The organism is Actinomycetota bacterium, assembly GCA_005888325.1.
In the GTDB taxonomy this organism is placed as follows: Bacteria; Actinomycetota; Acidimicrobiia; order Acidimicrobiales; family AC-14; genus AC-14.
The window spans coordinates 167,256-183,097 of the sequence record VAWU01000023.1 but is presented as its reverse complement, the minus strand read 5'-3'; the positions used below and the strand labels follow the sequence as shown (position 1 = coordinate 183,097).

Sequence of the window (15,842 nt, the reverse complement as noted above, 5' to 3'; positions counted from 1 at the left end):
TCGAACAGGCGCTCGCGCTCCGCCTCGTCGAGCATCTTGGAGTCGCGCACGCGGTAGACGCGTCGGTCGCAGGGCAGCACCGCGGCCCCCACGCTGATCGGCCCCGCCCAGGCCCCCCGGCCCACCTCGTCGATGCCGGCGACGATGTCATGGCCGTCGGCCCACAGGGCACGCTCGTTCGTCAGGCTCGGTACCGTCCGCCGGGCGGGGGGCCGGGAGCGCGACCCCGGGGGCTGGCCCATCGTCCGACCATAACGCCGCCGCCGTCGCCGGCGGCAGCAATCCTCTGCAACTCGTCGCGCCCGACCACCGTGACGGTGGTCGGGCGCGACAAGAAGCACTCAGGCCAGGTGCACCGAGGCGGGACCGTCGACCACCTCGCCGACAGGAACGAACCCGGCCTCGACCAGCCGGGGATCGCGCGCCGCGGCCGGGGTCAGCGCGGCGAGCAGGCCGCCCGACGTCTGGGGGTCGAAGGCGAGCGCCTCCAGGGCGGCGGGCGCGCTCGAGACCACGTGACCGTCGAGGTGGGTGCGGTTGCGCGGGTCGCCGCCCGTGCGCACACCGGCCTCGGCCGCGGCCAGGGCGCCGGCGTACAGGGGCAGCGCCCCGGTGTCGACACGGAGCGTGGCTCCGGAGCGCTCTGCCATCTCCCACGCGTGGCCCAGGAGCCCGAAGCCGGTGACGTCGGTGACCGCGTGCGGGGCCTCGGCGAGACCGGAGAGCGCCTCGGCCGCGTGGCGGTTGAGCGTGCGCATGCGCGCGATGGCCGCGGTCTTGTCGTCGTCGCCACCCCCCGCGAGCAGGATGCCGGTGCCGATGGGCTTGGACAGCACGAGGGTGTCTCCGGCGCGGGCGCCGGCCTTGGTCCAGACCCGGTCGGGGTGCACCAGGCCCTGCACGGCCAGGCCGAAGATCGGCTCCTCCGAGCGGATGGTGTGGCCCCCCGCCACCACGCCTCCGGCCTCCGCGACCACTGCGGCGGCGGCGCTGAGGATGGCCCCCACCACCTCGACCGGTAGGCGCTCCGGGAAGGCCGAGATGTTCAGCGCGAGCACCACCCGTCCGCCCATGGCGAAGACGTCGCTGCACGCATTGGCCGCGGCGATGGCGCCGAAGTCCGACGGGTCGTCGACCAGCGGGGGGAAGAAGTCGGTCGTCGACACCATCGCGGTGTCGGCGCTCAAGCGGTAGACCGCGGCGTCGTCGAACGGTGCCAGGCCGACCAGGAGCGCGTGGTCGGCCGACCCCGCGAGCGCCTTGACGAGTCCGTCGAGCGGGGATGCGCCCCACTTCGCGGCGCACCCGCCACACGTCGTCCATTCGGTGAGCTTGATGTTCACGCGAGCAGTATCCCGCGCTTGATCGGTGATGCTCGTGCGCTCACAATGAGCCGTGATCATCGGAGAGGCCTTGGATCCGGGCACCAAAGTCGAGGTTCGGAGCCGGTTCGACCAGTCGTGGGCGAGGGGTTTCGAGGTGGCCGACCACACGGAGTACGGCTACCGGATCAAGCGGCTGTCCGACGGAATCGTGCTCCCCACCGAGTTCAGCGACGACGACGTGCGCCAGGAGAAGCACCGCCGGAACCTCTGGTGGTACTGAGTCTCTGGCGGTACTGAGTCTCCGGCGGTACTGAGCCCTACTGCTTCGCGTTGCCGACCGCGGCGATGAAGTCGTCGATCGAGAGCGCCGGCATCGTGCGCGTCTTGAGCGTGCCGCGCGCTCCCAGCTCGACCGCGAGCCGGGCCATCACCTTCTCGTCGGGCGCCTCGATGATGTTGAGGAAGTCGTAGTCGCCCAAAAGGGCGTATTGCGCGACGACCTTCACACCCATGGCCTCGACCTCGGCCGTGACCGCCCGGATCCGGTCGGGGTTGTCGCGCAGCGTGGCGGCACCGTCGGGCCCCAGCGTGGAGAGCATGATGAACGTCGGCATGGGCGTCGACGCTAATCGACCGCGCTAACCGACGCGAGCGATCGTTTGCGCCTCGCCCTCGTCGGGGTCGGTGGTGAGGAAGGCGTCGAGCACCTCGGCCGCGTCGGTGCACAGCGCGGCGCGCACGCCGGCGACCTTGTTGGCCGCGATCGACACGCCGGTGCCCGTCCAGCAGCACACCACCCCGCGCTCTGCGTCGCCGCCGCTCACGGCCTCGCCCACCCGGCGACCCACGTCGGGCCAGGGCTCGTCCTCGAGCCGCAGCACGACCTCGTGGCCCGTCCGTTCGAGCGTCGCCACCATCTCGTCGGTGACCGCGGTGCGCTCGTCGGTGCCGAAGGCGATGCGCATGACGCCCAGTATCCCCGACCCCGCGCAGAACGTCTCCCCGGCGGCATCTTGCGCGGGAAGATCGGGGGGTGGGAGCCAAGATCACCTTCATCGGGGCCGGCAGCACCGTGTTCGCCAAGAACCTGCTGGTCGACATCCTCGGCTACCAGGAGCTGGCGTCGTCCACGATCACGCTGTTCGACATCGACGAGGCGCGGCTGGGCACCTCGGAGCTGGTCGCCCGGCGGGTGGCGGACGCCCTGGGCGTGAGCGCGACCGTCACCATCGAGGCCACGACCGACCGGCGCAAGGCGCTCGACGGCACGGACTACGCGCTGAACATGATCCAGGTCGGGGGCTACGAGCCGTGCACGGTGACGGACTTCGAGGTGCCGAAACGCTTCGGCCTGCGGCAGACCATCGGCGACACGTTGGGCATCGGCGGGATCATGCGGGGACTGCGCACCATCCCGGTCCTCCTGTCGATGTGCCGCGACATGGAGGAGCTGTGCCCCGACGTCACCTTCCTCAACTACGTGAACCCCATGGCCATGAACTGCTGGGCCATCGCCCGCGCCAGCCGCATCCGCACGGTGGGGCTGTGCCACAGCGTTCAGCTCACGGCCTGGCAGCTGGCCCAGGACATCGGCGTGCCCTACCGCGACATCACCTACCTCGCCGCAGGCATCAACCACATGGCGTTCTACCTCCGGTTCGAGCGCGACGGCGAGGACCTCTATCCGCTCTTGCGCCGGGTGGTCGACGAGGCGCGGGTGCCGGCCGGCAACCGCGTGCGCTACGAGATGCTGCGGCGGTTGGGCTACTTCGTCACCGAGTCGAGCGAGCACTTCGCCGAGTACGTGCCGTGGTTCATCAAGCGCGACCGGCCCGACCTCGTCACCCGCTTCGACGTGCCGCTCGACGAGTACCCACGTCGGTGCGAGGCGCAGATCGCCATGTGGGACGACCTGCGCCGGCAGCTGGAGAGCGATGCCCGCGTCGACGTCACCCGCAGCGCCGAGTACGGAGCGAGGATCATCCACAGCATGGAGACCTATCGGCCCCGCGTCGTGTACGGCAACGTGCCCAACCACGGGCTCATCGACAACCTGCCCGAGGGTTGCATCGTCGAGGTGCCGTGCCTCGTCGACCGCAACGGTTGCCAACCGACGCGCATCGGCGCGCTGCCACCGCAACTTGCCGCGCTGATCCAGACGAACGTCAACGTGCAGGCGCTCACGGTGGAAGCCGCGCTGTCCGGCCGCCGGGAGCACGTGTACCACGCGGCCATGCTCGACCCCCACACCGCGGCCGAGCTCGATCTCGATCAGGTCTGGGCCCTGGTCGACGACCTCTTGCACGCGCACGCAGGCTGGGTGCCGACGCTGAGCTGATCGGCGAAGAAGATCGGTCCAGCCGTGATGCCTGCGTGCCGATCACACCGTGAGCAGCGGGTGTCGTTCCACTCGCGAGCGGCAGCACGACTCCTCATGGAGGATCCAATGCTGGAGCTGACGAACACCATCAACGCCATGGTCGACCAGCTCAACGGGTTCATCTCCGAGGTGACACGGGTTGCCCGCGTCGAGCACGTCATGACGAACTTCTCCGCCGCGCTCAGGTTCACGCCGAACGGCGGCGACGTCACGGTCGCCGTCCGCGGCGGCGACGACCACGACACGGTCGACGTCAGCGTGGCGGACACCCGCATGGGCATCCACCCGACCGACATCGACAGCATCTTCGGTCGCTTCTACCGGACGAGGATCGCAGTCGACACCGCCATCAAGGGCAGCGGGCTCGGCCTCGCGATCGCGAAGCGGATGATCGAGGCGCAGAACGGCAAGATCCGGGTGACGAGCCGGCTGGGACACGGTTCGACGTTCACGGTGACGTTGCGGTCGCGAATCGCGAGCTCCAGGCCGTCTGATGGGCGACAACGGTTCCCAGACGGTTCTGGTCGCCGACGACGACCCCGATCTCGTCGCGCTGGTGGCGCGCCGGCTGGTCAGGGCCGGTTACGAGGTGATCACCGCGTCCGACGGAGAGCAGGCGCTCCAGCTCGTCGAGCAGTTCCTGCCGGAGCTGGCGGTATTGGACGTGATGATGCCCAAGCTCACCGGCATCGACGTGGTCGGGCGGCTCCGGGCCCACGCCGCGACGCGCGACGTTCGCATCATCCTCATCAGCGCCGGCTTCTCGGACAACGTCGCCAGTCGGGGCCCGCCGGGCGCCGACGACTCCATCAAGAAGCCGTTCGGCGTGCTCGAGATACCTGATCGGGTGCAGGCCGTCCTCGCCCGCTGACCTCGGGGCACGACCTCGAGGCGCGGCTCGCAACCTACGCTCGTGTGCATGGCTCAGAAGCCCCGCCGACGGGTCGCGATCGTCCCTCACACCCACTGGGACCGCGAGTGGTACCAGCCGTACCAGACGTTCCGCCTGCGCCTCGTCGACCTGCTCGACGAGTTCCTGCCCCGCCTCGATCGCGATCCGGCCTATGCCCGCTTCATGCTCGACGGGCAGATGGCCGTGGTCGACGACTACCTCGAGGTGCGACCCGAGGCCGAGCCCGTGCTCCGGCGCCTGGCCGGGAGCGGACGGCTGTCGATGGGACCGTGGTACATCCTCATGGACGAGTTCCTCGTCTCGGGCGAGACGATCGTGCGCGACCTGCAGCTCGGCCTCGAGCGAGCCGCGGCCTTCGGGGGGGCCATGCCCGTGGGCTACCTGCCCGACATGTTCGGCCACGTCGCCCAGATGCCCCAGCTGCTGCGCCAGGCGGGTCTGGAGCACGCGGTGGTGTGGCGGGGCGTGCCCGCGGCCGTCGACCGCACGGGCTTCTGGTGGACCGCTCCCGACGGCTCCACGGTTCGCGCCGAGTACCTCTGGGTGGGCTACGGCAACGGCGCCGCGGTCCCCGACGACGCCAAGGCCCTCGTCGCCCGGATACGCGCCCACGTCGACGAGCTCGGCGACGCCCTTCCCGCGGGCGCCCCGCTCCTCTGGATGAACGGCACCGACCACCAGGTGCCCCAGCCGTGGCTGGGCCGGGTGGTGGCCGAGGTCAACGAGATCCAGGACGACTACAAGCTCGTCGTGACGTCGCTCGCCGAGTACCTGCCGACGGCCCCGGTCGAGGGCCTGCCCGAGTGGACGGGCGAGCTGCGCTCGGGCGCGCGGGCCAACCTGTTGATGGGTGTGGCGTCCAACCGCGTCGACGTGAAGCAGGCCGCGGCGCGCGCCGAGCTCGCCCTCGAGCGCCGGGCCGAACCGCTCTCGGCGCTGTTCCTGCCGGCCGAGCAGTGGCCGGGGCGACTCCTCGATCTGGCCTGGCGTGAGGTCATCCGCAACGCGGCCCACGACTCCATCTGCGCGTGCTCGGTCGACGAGGTGGGCGCCGCGGTGCTGCACCGGTTCGCCGAGGCCACCCAGATCGCGACGGGCCTGGCCCGCCGGGCCGTCCGCGCCCTCGGTCGGTCGATGACCGATCCCGGCACCGTCGTCGTGAACGCCTCCGCACGCACGCGCGGCGGCCTGGTCGAGCTCGTGCTCCCCGCCGCCGCGCCGGCGGATGACACGCCGTCCGGTGCTTCGCCGTCGGGCTACACGCCGCTGCAGGTGCTCGCCCGAGGCGTGCCCGCGACCGAGACCCGGACGATGGCGGCACGCGCGTTCAACCCCTTCATCGGCGACCTGGTGAACCGGGCCGCACTCGACCGCACCACCGTCACGCGCGTCGAGTGGGGCGACGACGACACGGTGGTGCTGCGCGTGGGTGCCGGGGGGATCGGACGCGACACCGGCTCCCGGCTGGCCGAGCTCTTCGCACGCGCTGGAGCGATGCACGACGAACCGCTTCGGGTCGAGGTGCGGCACGAGGGCTGGCGGCGCGTGCTGGCTCGGGTCGACGACGTGCCCGGCCTCGGGTGGGCGACCTGGACGGGCGAGGCCCGAGCGCTCGACCCGGTGCGCGCCGAGCAGGCCACGGGCACGCTCGACAACGGGCTCGTGCGCATCGAGGTCGACCCGACCGACGGCACCTTCTCCATCGACGGTGTGGCCGGGTTGGGCCGTCTCGTCGACGACGGTGACGCAGGCGACACGTACAACTACTCCCCGCCCCCGGTCGACGCGGTGGTCGACTCGCCGTCGGCGGTGCGCATCGACGTCGAGGAGACCGGTCCCCTCCGGGCCCGTGTGCTCGTGACGCGGACGTTCACCTGGCCCGAGCGGGTGGAGGGCGGCTCGCGACAGGGAGAACGCGTGGTCGACGTCGCCACGCGCCTCGAGCTGCGGGCGGGTGAGCGTCTCCTGCGCGTCGAGACCAGCTTCGACAACCCATCGCGCGACCACCGACTCCGCGCCTGGTTCCCGCTGCCCACGCCGACCGACAGGTCGCGCGCCGAATGCGCGTTCGCCGTCGTCGAGCGGGGCCTCGAGGCCGAGGGCGGTGCGCACGAGCGACCGCTGCCCACGTTTCCCTCGCGCCGCTTCGTGCAGGCCGGTGGGCTCACGGTCGTGCACGAGGGCCTCCTCGAGTACGAGCTCGTGCAGGGTGGTCGCGCCCTCGCCGTCACCCTGCTGCGCGCCACCGGGGTCATCTCCGGCAACGGCGACATGGCCTACCGGCCCTGGCCGGCCGGTCCTCCCATGCCCGCCGGCGCGGCTCAGCTGATCGGGCCGGTACGCGTCCGCTACTGCTTGTACGTGGGCGACGCCGAGCCCTACGCGCTGGTCGACGACGCCTTCCTGCCCCTCGAGGTCGTGCAGGCGCCGGGCGGCGGCGACCGGCCCGGCCGCGGCGCGGCGCTCACCGTCGACGGTGCCGAGGTGTCGGCCGTCGTGCGCCGGGCGGGGGCGCTCGAGGTGCGCGTGTTCAACCCGAGCGCGGAAGCCACCACAGTCGACCTCGGCGGCCGCTCGGGCTGGCTCATGGACCTGCGCGGCCGTCCCCTCCAGCCCTTCGACGGTCGCTTCGCGCTGCGGCCGTGGGGCATCGCGACCGCCCGCATCACCGAATCCTGAATCGCGGATCCGAGTCGTGCTCAGTGCCCCCGGCGAGCCCGCATGCGCTCCACCACTGCGTCGGGGAACCGCCTCGCGGGCTGGTCGGGGCGACGCACGACCCAGAGCGGGGTGAGGCCGATGTCCTTGAGGCGGCGAGGGCGGGCGGCCCTCAGCACGAAGCGCTCGTCGTCGGCGAGGCGCGTCTGGATCTCCGCGCAGACGACCACCGACCCCGCGTAGGCGATGTTCACGATCCGGCTGGCCAGGTTGACGGTGGGCCCGAAGTAGTCGCCTTCGAGCCCGAGCACTGGGCCGTGGGCCAGCCCCACCCGCACGTCGGACACGGTTTCGTCCTCTCCGTAGGCCTCCGCGAGGAGGAGACCGGTCTCGACTGCGGCCGCGGGCTCCTCGTTGACGAACATGACCTCGTCGCCGATCATCTTGACGATGCGCCCGCCGTGGCCCGCGACGGCGTCGTAGGCCAGGGCCTCGAAACGCCCGACCACCTGGGCGAGCTCGCGCTCCTCGAGCTGCTGGCTCAGCGCGGTGAAGCCCACCATGTCGGCGAAGCCCACCGCGAGCGAGAGACCCGCGTCGCCCAACTGCCGCGTCATCACCACGCGCTGCGCGGCCGCCGCCAGGTGACGCCTCCACTGGTAGACGAGGAGACCCTCGATCGCAGGCAGCAACGCGGCCGATCGGGTCACGACCGCCGCGCTGATCTCCTCGTCGGTTCGCCCGTCGATCAGGCCCAGCGCCTCGAGCCGCTCCCGCACGGCGGCCACCTCCGCTTCCGCGACGCGGCTCATCGCCTGGCCCACAACGCGTGTGATCTGCAGGGCGACCTCCGGATCGACCATGTCGTCGTCCAGGAAGCGGTTGAACGACGTCAGCACCGCGACGTCGGTGTCGGTGAAGATGGCGTCGTCGTCAGGTGGGTCCGGGAAGCCCATCGCCCGCCAGAACCGCCGCGCCTCGTCGGGATCGATCCCCGCCCGGCGGGCGAGCTCGGCGCGCGTGTAGCGGTTCTCCCCGGGGACGAGCAACCGATCGACGGCATCGAGGATCGCCCGTTCGTCGCTCACCGGTTCACCGTCCTCGTTCCTCGGCCGGTGCACCGATCTGCCACATGGGAGCTGCGCTCCTCGCTGCGCTGCGGTGCTCGCTCATGACAATCGCTGTGCCTCGCGGCGCGGCCGGGGCGGGTCGAGTGGTTCCTCGCCCGTCCGCGCCGACGACGACCACGCGGGGTCGAGCCCCGGCGCGCAAATCCGCACCGGGCCGCCCGGCCCCTCGGCGTGCGGCGTGAGCTCCCACAGGAGCACCGGACGTTCGCCGTGCCAGCGCACGGCGAAGGACATGACGCCGTGGTGGGTCGGGGCGTCGTGCACCTCGATGCTCTGCCCGAGCCACGTTTCCGGGAGCATCGAGCAGAGGGCGAGGCCCGCGCCACCGTTGGTCGTCGCCACCTCGCGCACGAGCATGGTGCGCACGAACGAGAGGAGCTCGGCCGCGGCCCAGCCGTGGTGGCCGTCGCCCATGCACCCCCCGCCGAGCTGCGGGTGGATGGCCTCCGGCCAGGTCCAGGTGGGTGTGGCCGCGCCCAGCAGCCAGGCGAGGCGGTCGAGGGCGCGCCTGTCGCCGCCCCGCAGCTCGACCAGGGCCAGCTGCATCGTGAGGTAGGTGCCGAGCCCGGTGTGGCTGATGCCCTGGAAGAACGCGTCGCCGTGACAGAACCGGGTGCGGACGGTCTCCGCCGTCGCGACGATCCGCGGGTCGTCGACCGCGAACAGCTCGAGGGGGTGGCACGCCACCAGCGAGCCGATGATCGCGGGGTCGATGCGCCGGCGGGGGCCGGCCGGCATCGCCTGGGTGCCCAGGCGCGTGGCCGTCAGCCCGAGCGACGCATCGAGATCGGCGGCCATGCGTGCCGCCCACTGGCGCGCCTGGTCCCCGCCGAGCTCGTCTCCGGCTGCCGAAAGCAGGGCGGCACCGTCGCGGAGGCCGGCCAGCGCCCAGAAGTCGTCCCAGTAGAAGTAGTCGAACGGCCCGAGGTGCTCGGCGGAGATGCTGGCCGGGAGCAGGCCGCGCAGCTCGGGGTCGCGCCGGCGCCGGCGGGCGTGGCGCTTGCGCTCGATCCACCGCACGCCGCGGGCGACCGCAGGCGCGGTGAGCTCGAGGACGGCCCGGTCGCGCGTCAGCCGCCAGTGCTCCCCGAGCGTCCACAGCGCGGCCCCGTTGGCGTCCCACTCCTGGCGCTGGCTGAAGAAGAAGCCGTCGACGTGCTGGCGCCCCGGGTAGGAGGCCAGCACCTCGCTCACCTCGCGGTGGAAGCCGAAGTGGTCGAGGGCGGACAGGAGATAGGCGGCGTCACGGAACCAGAAGCGGTGGTAGGTGGCGGGTCCCGGAGTGATGCTGTCGCCGTCGTGGAGGAGGAGCAGGTAGCGCCGGTTGGCCTCGACCGCCTCGCTCAGCCGGGCGTCGGGCAGCTCGAGGCGCATTCCCCGACGCGTCTGGGCCTCCCAGCCGGTCGCGACCGCGGCCGCGGGCGGCAGCGTCTCGGGCAGCTCGGGGAGGCGCTCGACTCGGCGCCGCGCCAATCCCCGGCGGCGGGTGCGGCGAACGGGCACGATCGGCAACGCCACCCGCAGGGTGGCGCGATGGGCGACCGGAAAGAGGAAGGCCGCCTGGGCCAGGCCCGCCTCGCACTTCAGGCGCTTCGGGAACGCGGTGCCGGCCCGGCCGTCGATCACCGTGACGGCGGAGTCGCCGCCGTGGAAGGTCGAGGCGGCCAGGCGAGCAGGCGCCTTCGGGAACAACAGCGCGGGCCGGCCGTCGACCGTGACGGTGCGGTCCACCAGCCCGATGCGCTCCACCACCGCCAGGCCTTCGGGGTTGTACGGCCGCACCGCGAGGGCGGCGACGAACGGTAGAGGTGAGCGGTTCTCGATCTCGACCACCACCAGCTCGCCACCCTCGCCCCCCGCCTGGATGGCGTACGCCCGATGCACCGCATCACCGCTGGGCACGCGCATCGCCGTCTCGACGACCGGCGCGGCACCGACCAGCCGTTGACGGACCGCGATCTCACGCGACGGGAGATGCCAACGGTCGTCGGCTCCGATCCACCAGTCGAGCGACCAGCCGTCGAACCAGGGCGTCACCAGCCCGCGCGGGTCGACGATCGGCTCCCACGGCGAGCCCACGTTGCCGACCATCGTCCAATTGCGCTGGGTGAGGTTCACCAGGAACGGAAGGTGACCGCGCGGCACGAACGCGGGCGCGGCGGGATCGAGCTGGCGGTGCAGCCAGTACGGCCAGACCCAGTCGACGCCGAGCTGCGCAGCCGACCGCGTCCGCAGCGCACGCAGCAACGTGCGCGCGCCGACCGGCAACAGCTCACCCGGGAGCTGGACCTCGAAGTTCTCCCCCAGCCGTTGGAAGGTGGAGAGGTAGTTGACGATGTCGTCGGTGATGCGCAACCGGCCCATGACCCGCCGCAGCGCCCAGGCGCGCAAGCCCACGCGGCGAGCCTAGTGGTGGGAGCCTCCCGTAGACTGCCTGGTCAGTGGCCCGCGAGGCGTTCGTCATCGCCCAGCTCTCCGACCTGCACTGCGGCTCGCCCTCGTTCGACGCCGAGCTGCTGTCGGCGGGCGTGAAGGAGGTGATCGCGCTCGACCCCGACCTGGTCGTGGTGGGCGGCGACCTCACCGCCGAGGGTTACGCGCACGAGTTCCGCGACGCGCAGCGCCACCTCGAGCCCCTGTTCGAGGCGGGGCTCAACACGCTCGTCGTCCCGGGCAACCACGACTCGATGAACGTGGGCTACCTGCACTTCGCGGACACCTTCGGTGTCGGCGACACCGGCAAGGGTGATCGCGTCACCCGCGTGAACTTCACCGGTCACGGACGCGAGCGTCCGATGAGGGTCTCGGTGGTGGCCATCGACTCGTCGAAGCCCGACCTGGCCGAGGGCGAGGTGGGCCGCGAGCGCTACCCGTGGATCCGCGAGCAGTTCGCGGTCGACGCCGACGTTCGTGTCTTCGTGCTCCACCATCATCTCGTGGCGGTGCCGGGCACGGGCCGCGAGCGCAACACGGTGTGGGATGCAGGCGACGTGCTCGCGCTGCTCGCCGAGCTGCGCGTCGACATCGCGCTCTCCGGGCACAAGCACGTGCCCCACGTCTGGCTGCTCGACCACGTCCTCCTCGTCAACTCGGGCACGGTGTCGTCGCACCGCCTCCGCGGCTACACCCGGCCGTCCTACAACGTGATCGAGGTGACCGACACGACCGTGCGGGTGACGCTGAAGTACCCGGGCGCGGGCGAGCGGCTGGCGGGCGAGCTCGACCGGGGGCGGATGTCGCTCTTCACGAGCCCCGCACTGGCGGGCATGTTCTCGAAGAGCTCCTGGCGAGCGTGATGGCGACCCAGGTCGTCCGCCACTTCTCCAGCGCGGTCGATCCTTCCGACGTCGACCGCGTTCGGCGGCTCTTCCTCGAAGACGTGCGACCCGCGTTCGCCGGCCTCCCGGGGTGCCTCGGCATCGAGCTCCTCATCAACGTCACGAGCAACGCGGGCGGCCTCGTCGACGGGATGGCGATGTCGCGCTGGGAGTCGCGTGAGGCCATGGACGACGCACTCGCCTCGCGCGGGGTGCAGGAGGCGCTCGTCCGCATCACCCAGTTCCTGCGCCAGGAGCCCGTGACGCGCACCTTCGAGGTGACGGCATGAGCGAGCACCGCAGCGCAGCGAGGAGCGCAGCGGCGCGCATCGGCTCGGTCGCCGTGCTCGTGCCGGTGAAGGCGTTCGCCCAGGCGAAGGTGCGGCTGGCGCCGGCGCTGGCCCCCGACGCACGTGCTGCGCTGGCCCGCGCCATGGCCGAGCACGTGTTGGCGGCGTGCGCGCCGCTGCCCACCGCAGTGGTGTGCGACGACGCCGACGTGGCCGACTGGGCGCGCGCCCACGGTGCCCGCGTGGTGTGGGAGCCCGGACGCGGGCTCAACCGGGCGGTGCAGGAGGGAGTGGCCCAACTGCACGACGCGGGCGCCCGCCGCGTCATCGTGGCCCACGGCGACCTGCCCCTCGCAGGGGCGGTCGACTGGGTTGCCCGGTTCGCCGGTGTGACGCTCGTGCCCGACCGCTTCGACGACGGCACGAACGTCGTGTGCGTGCCGACCGACGCCGGTTTCCGCTTCACGTACGGGCCGGGGTCGTTCCGCCGTCACGGGGCGCAGGCCCGCCGCCTCGGTCTGGGGCTGCGTGTCGTGCGCGAGCCGTTGCTCGGCTACGACGTCGACTGGCCCGCCGACCTCCTCCCGGTCGAGGCGACGTCGAGTTGAGCCTCGACATCCGACGACCGGCGCGCGCGCTGGCCGTCGGCGCCCATCCCGACGACGTCGAGTTCGGATGCGGCGGCACGCTGGCCAAGTGGGCCGGTGACGGGACGACGATCATGCACGTCGTCTGCACCGACGGGTCGAAGGGCTCGTGGGACCCCGACGAGCCCGTTGCCGAGCTCGTCGCCACCCGCCAGGACGAGCAGCGCGCCGCGGCGCGCGCGCTCGGTGGCTCAGGCGACGACGTCGTGTTCCTCGGCTACACGGACGGTGAGCTGCAGGCGGGCATCGACGAGCGACGCGAGCTGGTGCGTTGGATCCGCCGTCTGCAACCCGACGTGGTGCTGGGTCACGACCCATGGCGGCGTTACCGCCTGCACCCCGACCACCGCCAGGCCGGCTTCCTCGTGACCGACGCCATCGTGGCGGCGCGCGACCCCCACTTCTTCCCCGACCTCGGTCCCGCGCCGCACCGGCCGAGCGCGCTGCTGCTGTGGGAGGCAGACGAGCCCAACCACACCGAGGACATCACCGCGTCGCTCGAGCGCAAGCTGCGCGCGCTCCTTGCCCATCGCAGCCAGTTCCGCTCGACCCATCACATCGACGACCCCGCGGACGAGGCGCAGGTGGAGCGGTTCAGAGCGCGTGTCGCGGCACGGGCCGCGGAGCACGCTGTCGATGCGCACAGGGCCGATGCGCGCGTCGAGCTGGGCGAGCGCTTCCGCATCATCACCGAGCTCTAGCGGCGCCCTGACGGCACGAACGCGAACGAGGGGCCCGTCGGGCCCCTCGTTCGCTTGTGACTTTGTACCCGCGGGTTACCGCTTCTTGGCTGCGGTCCTCCGCTTGCGGGTTTTGCGGGCCGGCGCCTTCTTCGCCGTGGACTTCTTGGCCGTCTTGCGCGCCGGTGACTTCCGGGCGGTCGACTTCCGCTTCGTCGCCGACGCCTTGCGGGCCGGGCTCTTGCGCTTCTTGGTGGCCTTGCGAGCCGTCTTGCGTGCCGGTGACTTCCGCTTGGTCGCCTTCTTGGCTGTCTTCCGTGCGGTCGTCTTCCGTGCAGTGGTCTTCCGGGCCGCCGTCTTCTTGGCAGGGGACTTCCTCTTGGTCGTCCGCTTCGCTGCCTTCCTAGCCGTCGATGCCTTCTTCAGTACCATGCGGATCTCCCGCCCTTTCGTCAGCGCTTTCTGGGGGACTTGCTGGTCTTCTTCGCCGACGCCCTCTTGGGCGCCGACTTCTTGGTGGCCTTCTTGGCCGCGCCCTTGGTGGCCGCGCCCTTCGAGTTGAGTGCGGTCTTCAGCGTCGAGCTGGCCGTGAACTTCATGGCCTTCGAAGCCTTGATCGCCACCGGTTGACCGGTGCGCGGGTTGCGACCCGTGCGCGCCGCCCGTTGCGACATGGAGAAGGAGCCGAACCCGGGCCACGCTACCTTGTCACCACGCTTCACCGAAGTGGTGATCGTGGTGAAGAAGGCGTCGAGCACCCCTTCGGCCTTGTTCTTCTCCACCCCGACCGCACCGGCAACCCGGTCGATCAGTTCGGCTTTGTTCACCAACACCTCCTGGCGTGTCGTGAAGTACGCGCATTATCCGACAGGAATGCAGCGCAAGAGTCAAGCACTTCCCGTTGTTCTACAACGGATTCGGCGTCAACATGCGGATGCAACCCCACTTTGCAAGGATGATCACATGGCACGGAACAACGGAATCGGCTACTGGTTGACGCGGCGCGCGGAGCTCTCGCCGGCGCGCACGGCGCTCGTCTTCGAGGGTCGATCATGGACATATCGCTCGCTCAACGAGCAGGTCGACCGGTGCGCGACGGCGCTGTCGGACCTCGGTGTGTGCCACGGCGATCGTGTCGCGGTGCTCACGATCAACGTCCCGGAGTTCCTCGAAGTGCTCTTCGCCTGCGGCAAGCTGGGCGCGGTCTTCGTGCCCTTGAACTTCCGCCTGGCCGGTCCCGAGCTCACCTTCATCGTCGACGACGCGGGGGTGCACACGATGGTGGTGGGTGCGGAGTTCATCGAGCTGGTCGATTCTGTGCGCGCCGACCTGAGCGTGCGCCATTTCCTGGCGCTGCAGGCGTCAGAGGGCGGCGACTGGCTCGTGTACGACGACGTGGTCTCCGGCGCAGCCGCGCTGGCGATCGACAACGAGGTGAACACCGACGAGGTGGCCATCATCATGTACACCTCGGGCACGACGGGGCGGCCCAAGGGCGCCATGCTCACCCACGGCAACATCCTGTGGAACAACATCAACGCCGCGCTGGCCTTCGACACGCTCGAGGACGACATCACCCTCGTGTGCGCCCCCCTCTTCCACATCGGTGGGCTCAACGTGACCACGCTCATCACGCTGCTCAAGGGGGGCACCGTGGTGCTCCTGCGGGCGTTCGATCCTGTGAAGGTGCTCGACCTCATCGAGGAGCACCACATCACGTCGATGTTCGGTGTCCCCGCCATGTTCCTCTTCATGAGCCAGGTGCCGGGCTTCGCAGATCGCGACCTGTCGTCGGTGCGCTCGTTCATCTGCGGGGGCGCCCCGGTGCCTGAGCCCCTCATCCGCCTCTACCAGGAACGCGGCATACCGTTCGTGCAGGGCTACGGCCTCACCGAGACCGCGCCGTTCGCGACCCTGCTGCCCAAGCAGGACTCGCTGCGCAAGGTCGGCTCCGCCGGCCTGCCACCGATGTTCACCGAGGTGCGGGTGGTCGACGACCGGATGGAGGATGTGAAGCCGGGCGAGATCGGCGAGGTCGTCGTCAAGGGCCCCAACGTGATGAAGGGCTACTGGAACCGGTTCGACGCCACCGCGGAGGCGATCACCCACGGCGGCTGGTTCCACTCGGGCGACCTCGGCGTCCTCGACGAGGAGGGTTACCTGTTCCTGAAGGACCGCATGAAGGACATGATCATCTCCGGTGGCGAGAACATCTACCCGGCCGAGGTCGAGTCGGTGCTGATCGACCACCCCTCGGTCTCCGATGTCGCGTTGATCGGCATGCCCGACGCGAAGTGGGGTGAGACGGTGGTCGCGGTCGTGGTCCGGGCGGAGGGCGTCGACCTCTCGCCGCAGGACGTGATCGACTTCGCCAACGGGCGCATGGCCCGCTACAAGCTCCCGCGCCGGGTGGTTTTCACCGATCTGCTGCCCCGCAACCCGGCGGGCAAGGTGCTCAAGCGCGAGCTGCGCGACCAGTTCGCGACGCCGGCCGAGGGCTGA

16 protein-coding genes and 2 pseudogenes (1 of these 18 only partly in view) are annotated in these 15,842 nt (G+C 71.0%); 10 read left to right on the top strand and 8 right to left on the bottom strand.

Going from position 1 to position 15,842, the window contains the following annotated elements; all coding sequences use genetic code 11:
- Positions 1-242 (bottom strand): annotated as a pseudogene (locus E6G06_08070) (ribonuclease HII); it reaches 431 nt to the left of the window's first position.
- Positions 243-341: 99 nt separating this feature from the next.
- A complete protein-coding gene (gene selD / locus E6G06_08065; GenBank protein ID TML92082.1) occupies positions 342-1,403 on the bottom strand; it encodes a selenide, water dikinase SelD in 1,062 nt (353 codons plus the stop codon).
- Between selD and E6G06_08060 the strand changes: the two genes are divergently transcribed.
- Entirely contained in the window at positions 1,396-1,605 is a 210-nt protein-coding gene (locus E6G06_08060) for a hypothetical protein (GenBank protein ID TML92081.1), read from the top strand. The two genes, selD and E6G06_08060, sit on opposite strands and share 8 nt — an antisense overlap.
- A gap of 37 nt (positions 1,606-1,642) precedes the next feature.
- Here E6G06_08060 and E6G06_08055 read toward each other — a convergent pair whose 3' ends face one another.
- Complete coding sequence (locus E6G06_08055; GenBank protein ID TML92080.1) at positions 1,643-1,939, bottom strand: GYD domain-containing protein; 297 nt, start codon at positions 1,937-1,939, stop codon at positions 1,643-1,645.
- A gap of 24 nt (positions 1,940-1,963) precedes the next feature.
- The gene (locus E6G06_08050) at positions 1,964-2,290 is read right to left on the bottom strand and encodes an RpiB/LacA/LacB family sugar-phosphate isomerase (protein ID TML92079.1); all 327 of its coding nucleotides are present in this window, start codon (positions 2,288-2,290) and stop codon (positions 1,964-1,966) included.
- 68 nt (positions 2,291-2,358) lie between these two features.
- Between E6G06_08050 and E6G06_08045 the strand changes: the two genes are divergently transcribed.
- The 4 genes and pseudogenes from E6G06_08045 (at position 2,359) to E6G06_08030 (ending at position 7,297) form a co-directional block, all read left to right on the top strand.
- Positions 2,359-3,663 (top strand): alpha-glucosidase/alpha-galactosidase, encoded by a 1,305-nt coding sequence (locus E6G06_08045; GenBank protein ID TML92078.1) that lies wholly within the window; start codon positions 2,359-2,361, stop codon positions 3,661-3,663.
- Positions 3,664-3,690: 27 nt separating this feature from the next.
- A pseudogene (locus tag E6G06_08040) lies at positions 3,691-4,173 on the top strand (ATP-binding protein).
- 25 nt (positions 4,174-4,198) lie between these two features.
- The gene (locus tag E6G06_08035; protein TML92077.1) at positions 4,199-4,576 is read left to right on the top strand and encodes a response regulator; all 378 of its coding nucleotides are present in this window, start codon (positions 4,199-4,201) and stop codon (positions 4,574-4,576) included.
- A gap of 48 nt (positions 4,577-4,624) precedes the next feature.
- A complete protein-coding gene (locus E6G06_08030) occupies positions 4,625-7,297 on the top strand; it encodes an alpha-mannosidase (protein ID TML92076.1) in 2,673 nt (890 codons plus the stop codon).
- A 20-nt stretch (positions 7,298-7,317) separates the two neighbouring features.
- Here the strand turns inward: E6G06_08030 and E6G06_08025 are convergent, their stop codons facing one another.
- Together E6G06_08025 and E6G06_08020 are read right to left on the bottom strand one after the other, a co-directional pair.
- Positions 7,318-8,397 carry an adenylate/guanylate cyclase domain-containing protein gene (locus E6G06_08025; protein ID TML92075.1) on the bottom strand — a complete coding sequence of 360 codons (1,080 nt, stop codon included), beginning with the start codon at positions 8,395-8,397 and terminating at the stop codon, positions 7,318-7,320.
- Between the two features lie 48 nt (positions 8,398-8,445).
- Entirely contained in the window at positions 8,446-10,803 is a 2,358-nt protein-coding gene (locus tag E6G06_08020; protein ID TML92074.1) for a hypothetical protein, read from the bottom strand.
- Between the two features lie 44 nt (positions 10,804-10,847).
- Here E6G06_08020 and E6G06_08015 point away from each other — a divergent pair, with 44 nt between their 5' ends.
- From E6G06_08015 to E6G06_08000, 4 genes are read left to right on the top strand one after another with little or no spacing between them, the layout of a single operon-like run.
- Positions 10,848-11,702, top strand: a complete 855-nt coding sequence (locus E6G06_08015; protein ID TML92073.1) for a metallophosphoesterase — start codon at positions 10,848-10,850, stop codon at positions 11,700-11,702.
- Entirely contained in the window at positions 11,699-12,013 is a 315-nt protein-coding gene (locus tag E6G06_08010) for a hypothetical protein (GenBank protein ID TML92072.1), read from the top strand. Before E6G06_08015 ends, E6G06_08010 begins: the two co-directional genes overlap by 4 nt.
- Positions 12,010-12,621: a 2-phospho-L-lactate guanylyltransferase gene (cofC, locus tag E6G06_08005; GenBank protein TML92071.1), complete on the top strand. Its 612-nt coding sequence runs from the start codon at positions 12,010-12,012 to the stop codon at positions 12,619-12,621. The genes E6G06_08010 and cofC overlap by 4 nt, the downstream gene beginning before the upstream one ends.
- An 8-nt stretch (positions 12,622-12,629) precedes the next feature.
- Positions 12,630-13,361: a PIG-L family deacetylase gene (locus E6G06_08000; GenBank protein TML92097.1), complete on the top strand. Its 732-nt coding sequence runs from the start codon at positions 12,630-12,632 to the stop codon at positions 13,359-13,361.
- Between the two features lie 75 nt (positions 13,362-13,436).
- On the opposite strand, the gene E6G06_07995 is transcribed toward E6G06_08000, so the two are convergent.
- The gene (locus tag E6G06_07995) at positions 13,437-13,772 is read right to left on the bottom strand and encodes a hypothetical protein (GenBank protein TML92070.1); all 336 of its coding nucleotides are present in this window, start codon (positions 13,770-13,772) and stop codon (positions 13,437-13,439) included.
- A 20-nt stretch (positions 13,773-13,792) separates the two neighbouring features.
- A complete protein-coding gene (locus E6G06_07990) occupies positions 13,793-14,167 on the bottom strand; it encodes an HU family DNA-binding protein (protein TML92069.1) in 375 nt (124 codons plus the stop codon).
- Between the two features lie 136 nt (positions 14,168-14,303).
- On the opposite strand from E6G06_07990, the gene E6G06_07985 reads away from it, so the two are divergent.
- Entirely contained in the window at positions 14,304-15,842 is a 1,539-nt protein-coding gene (locus tag E6G06_07985; GenBank protein TML92068.1) for a long-chain fatty acid--CoA ligase, read from the top strand.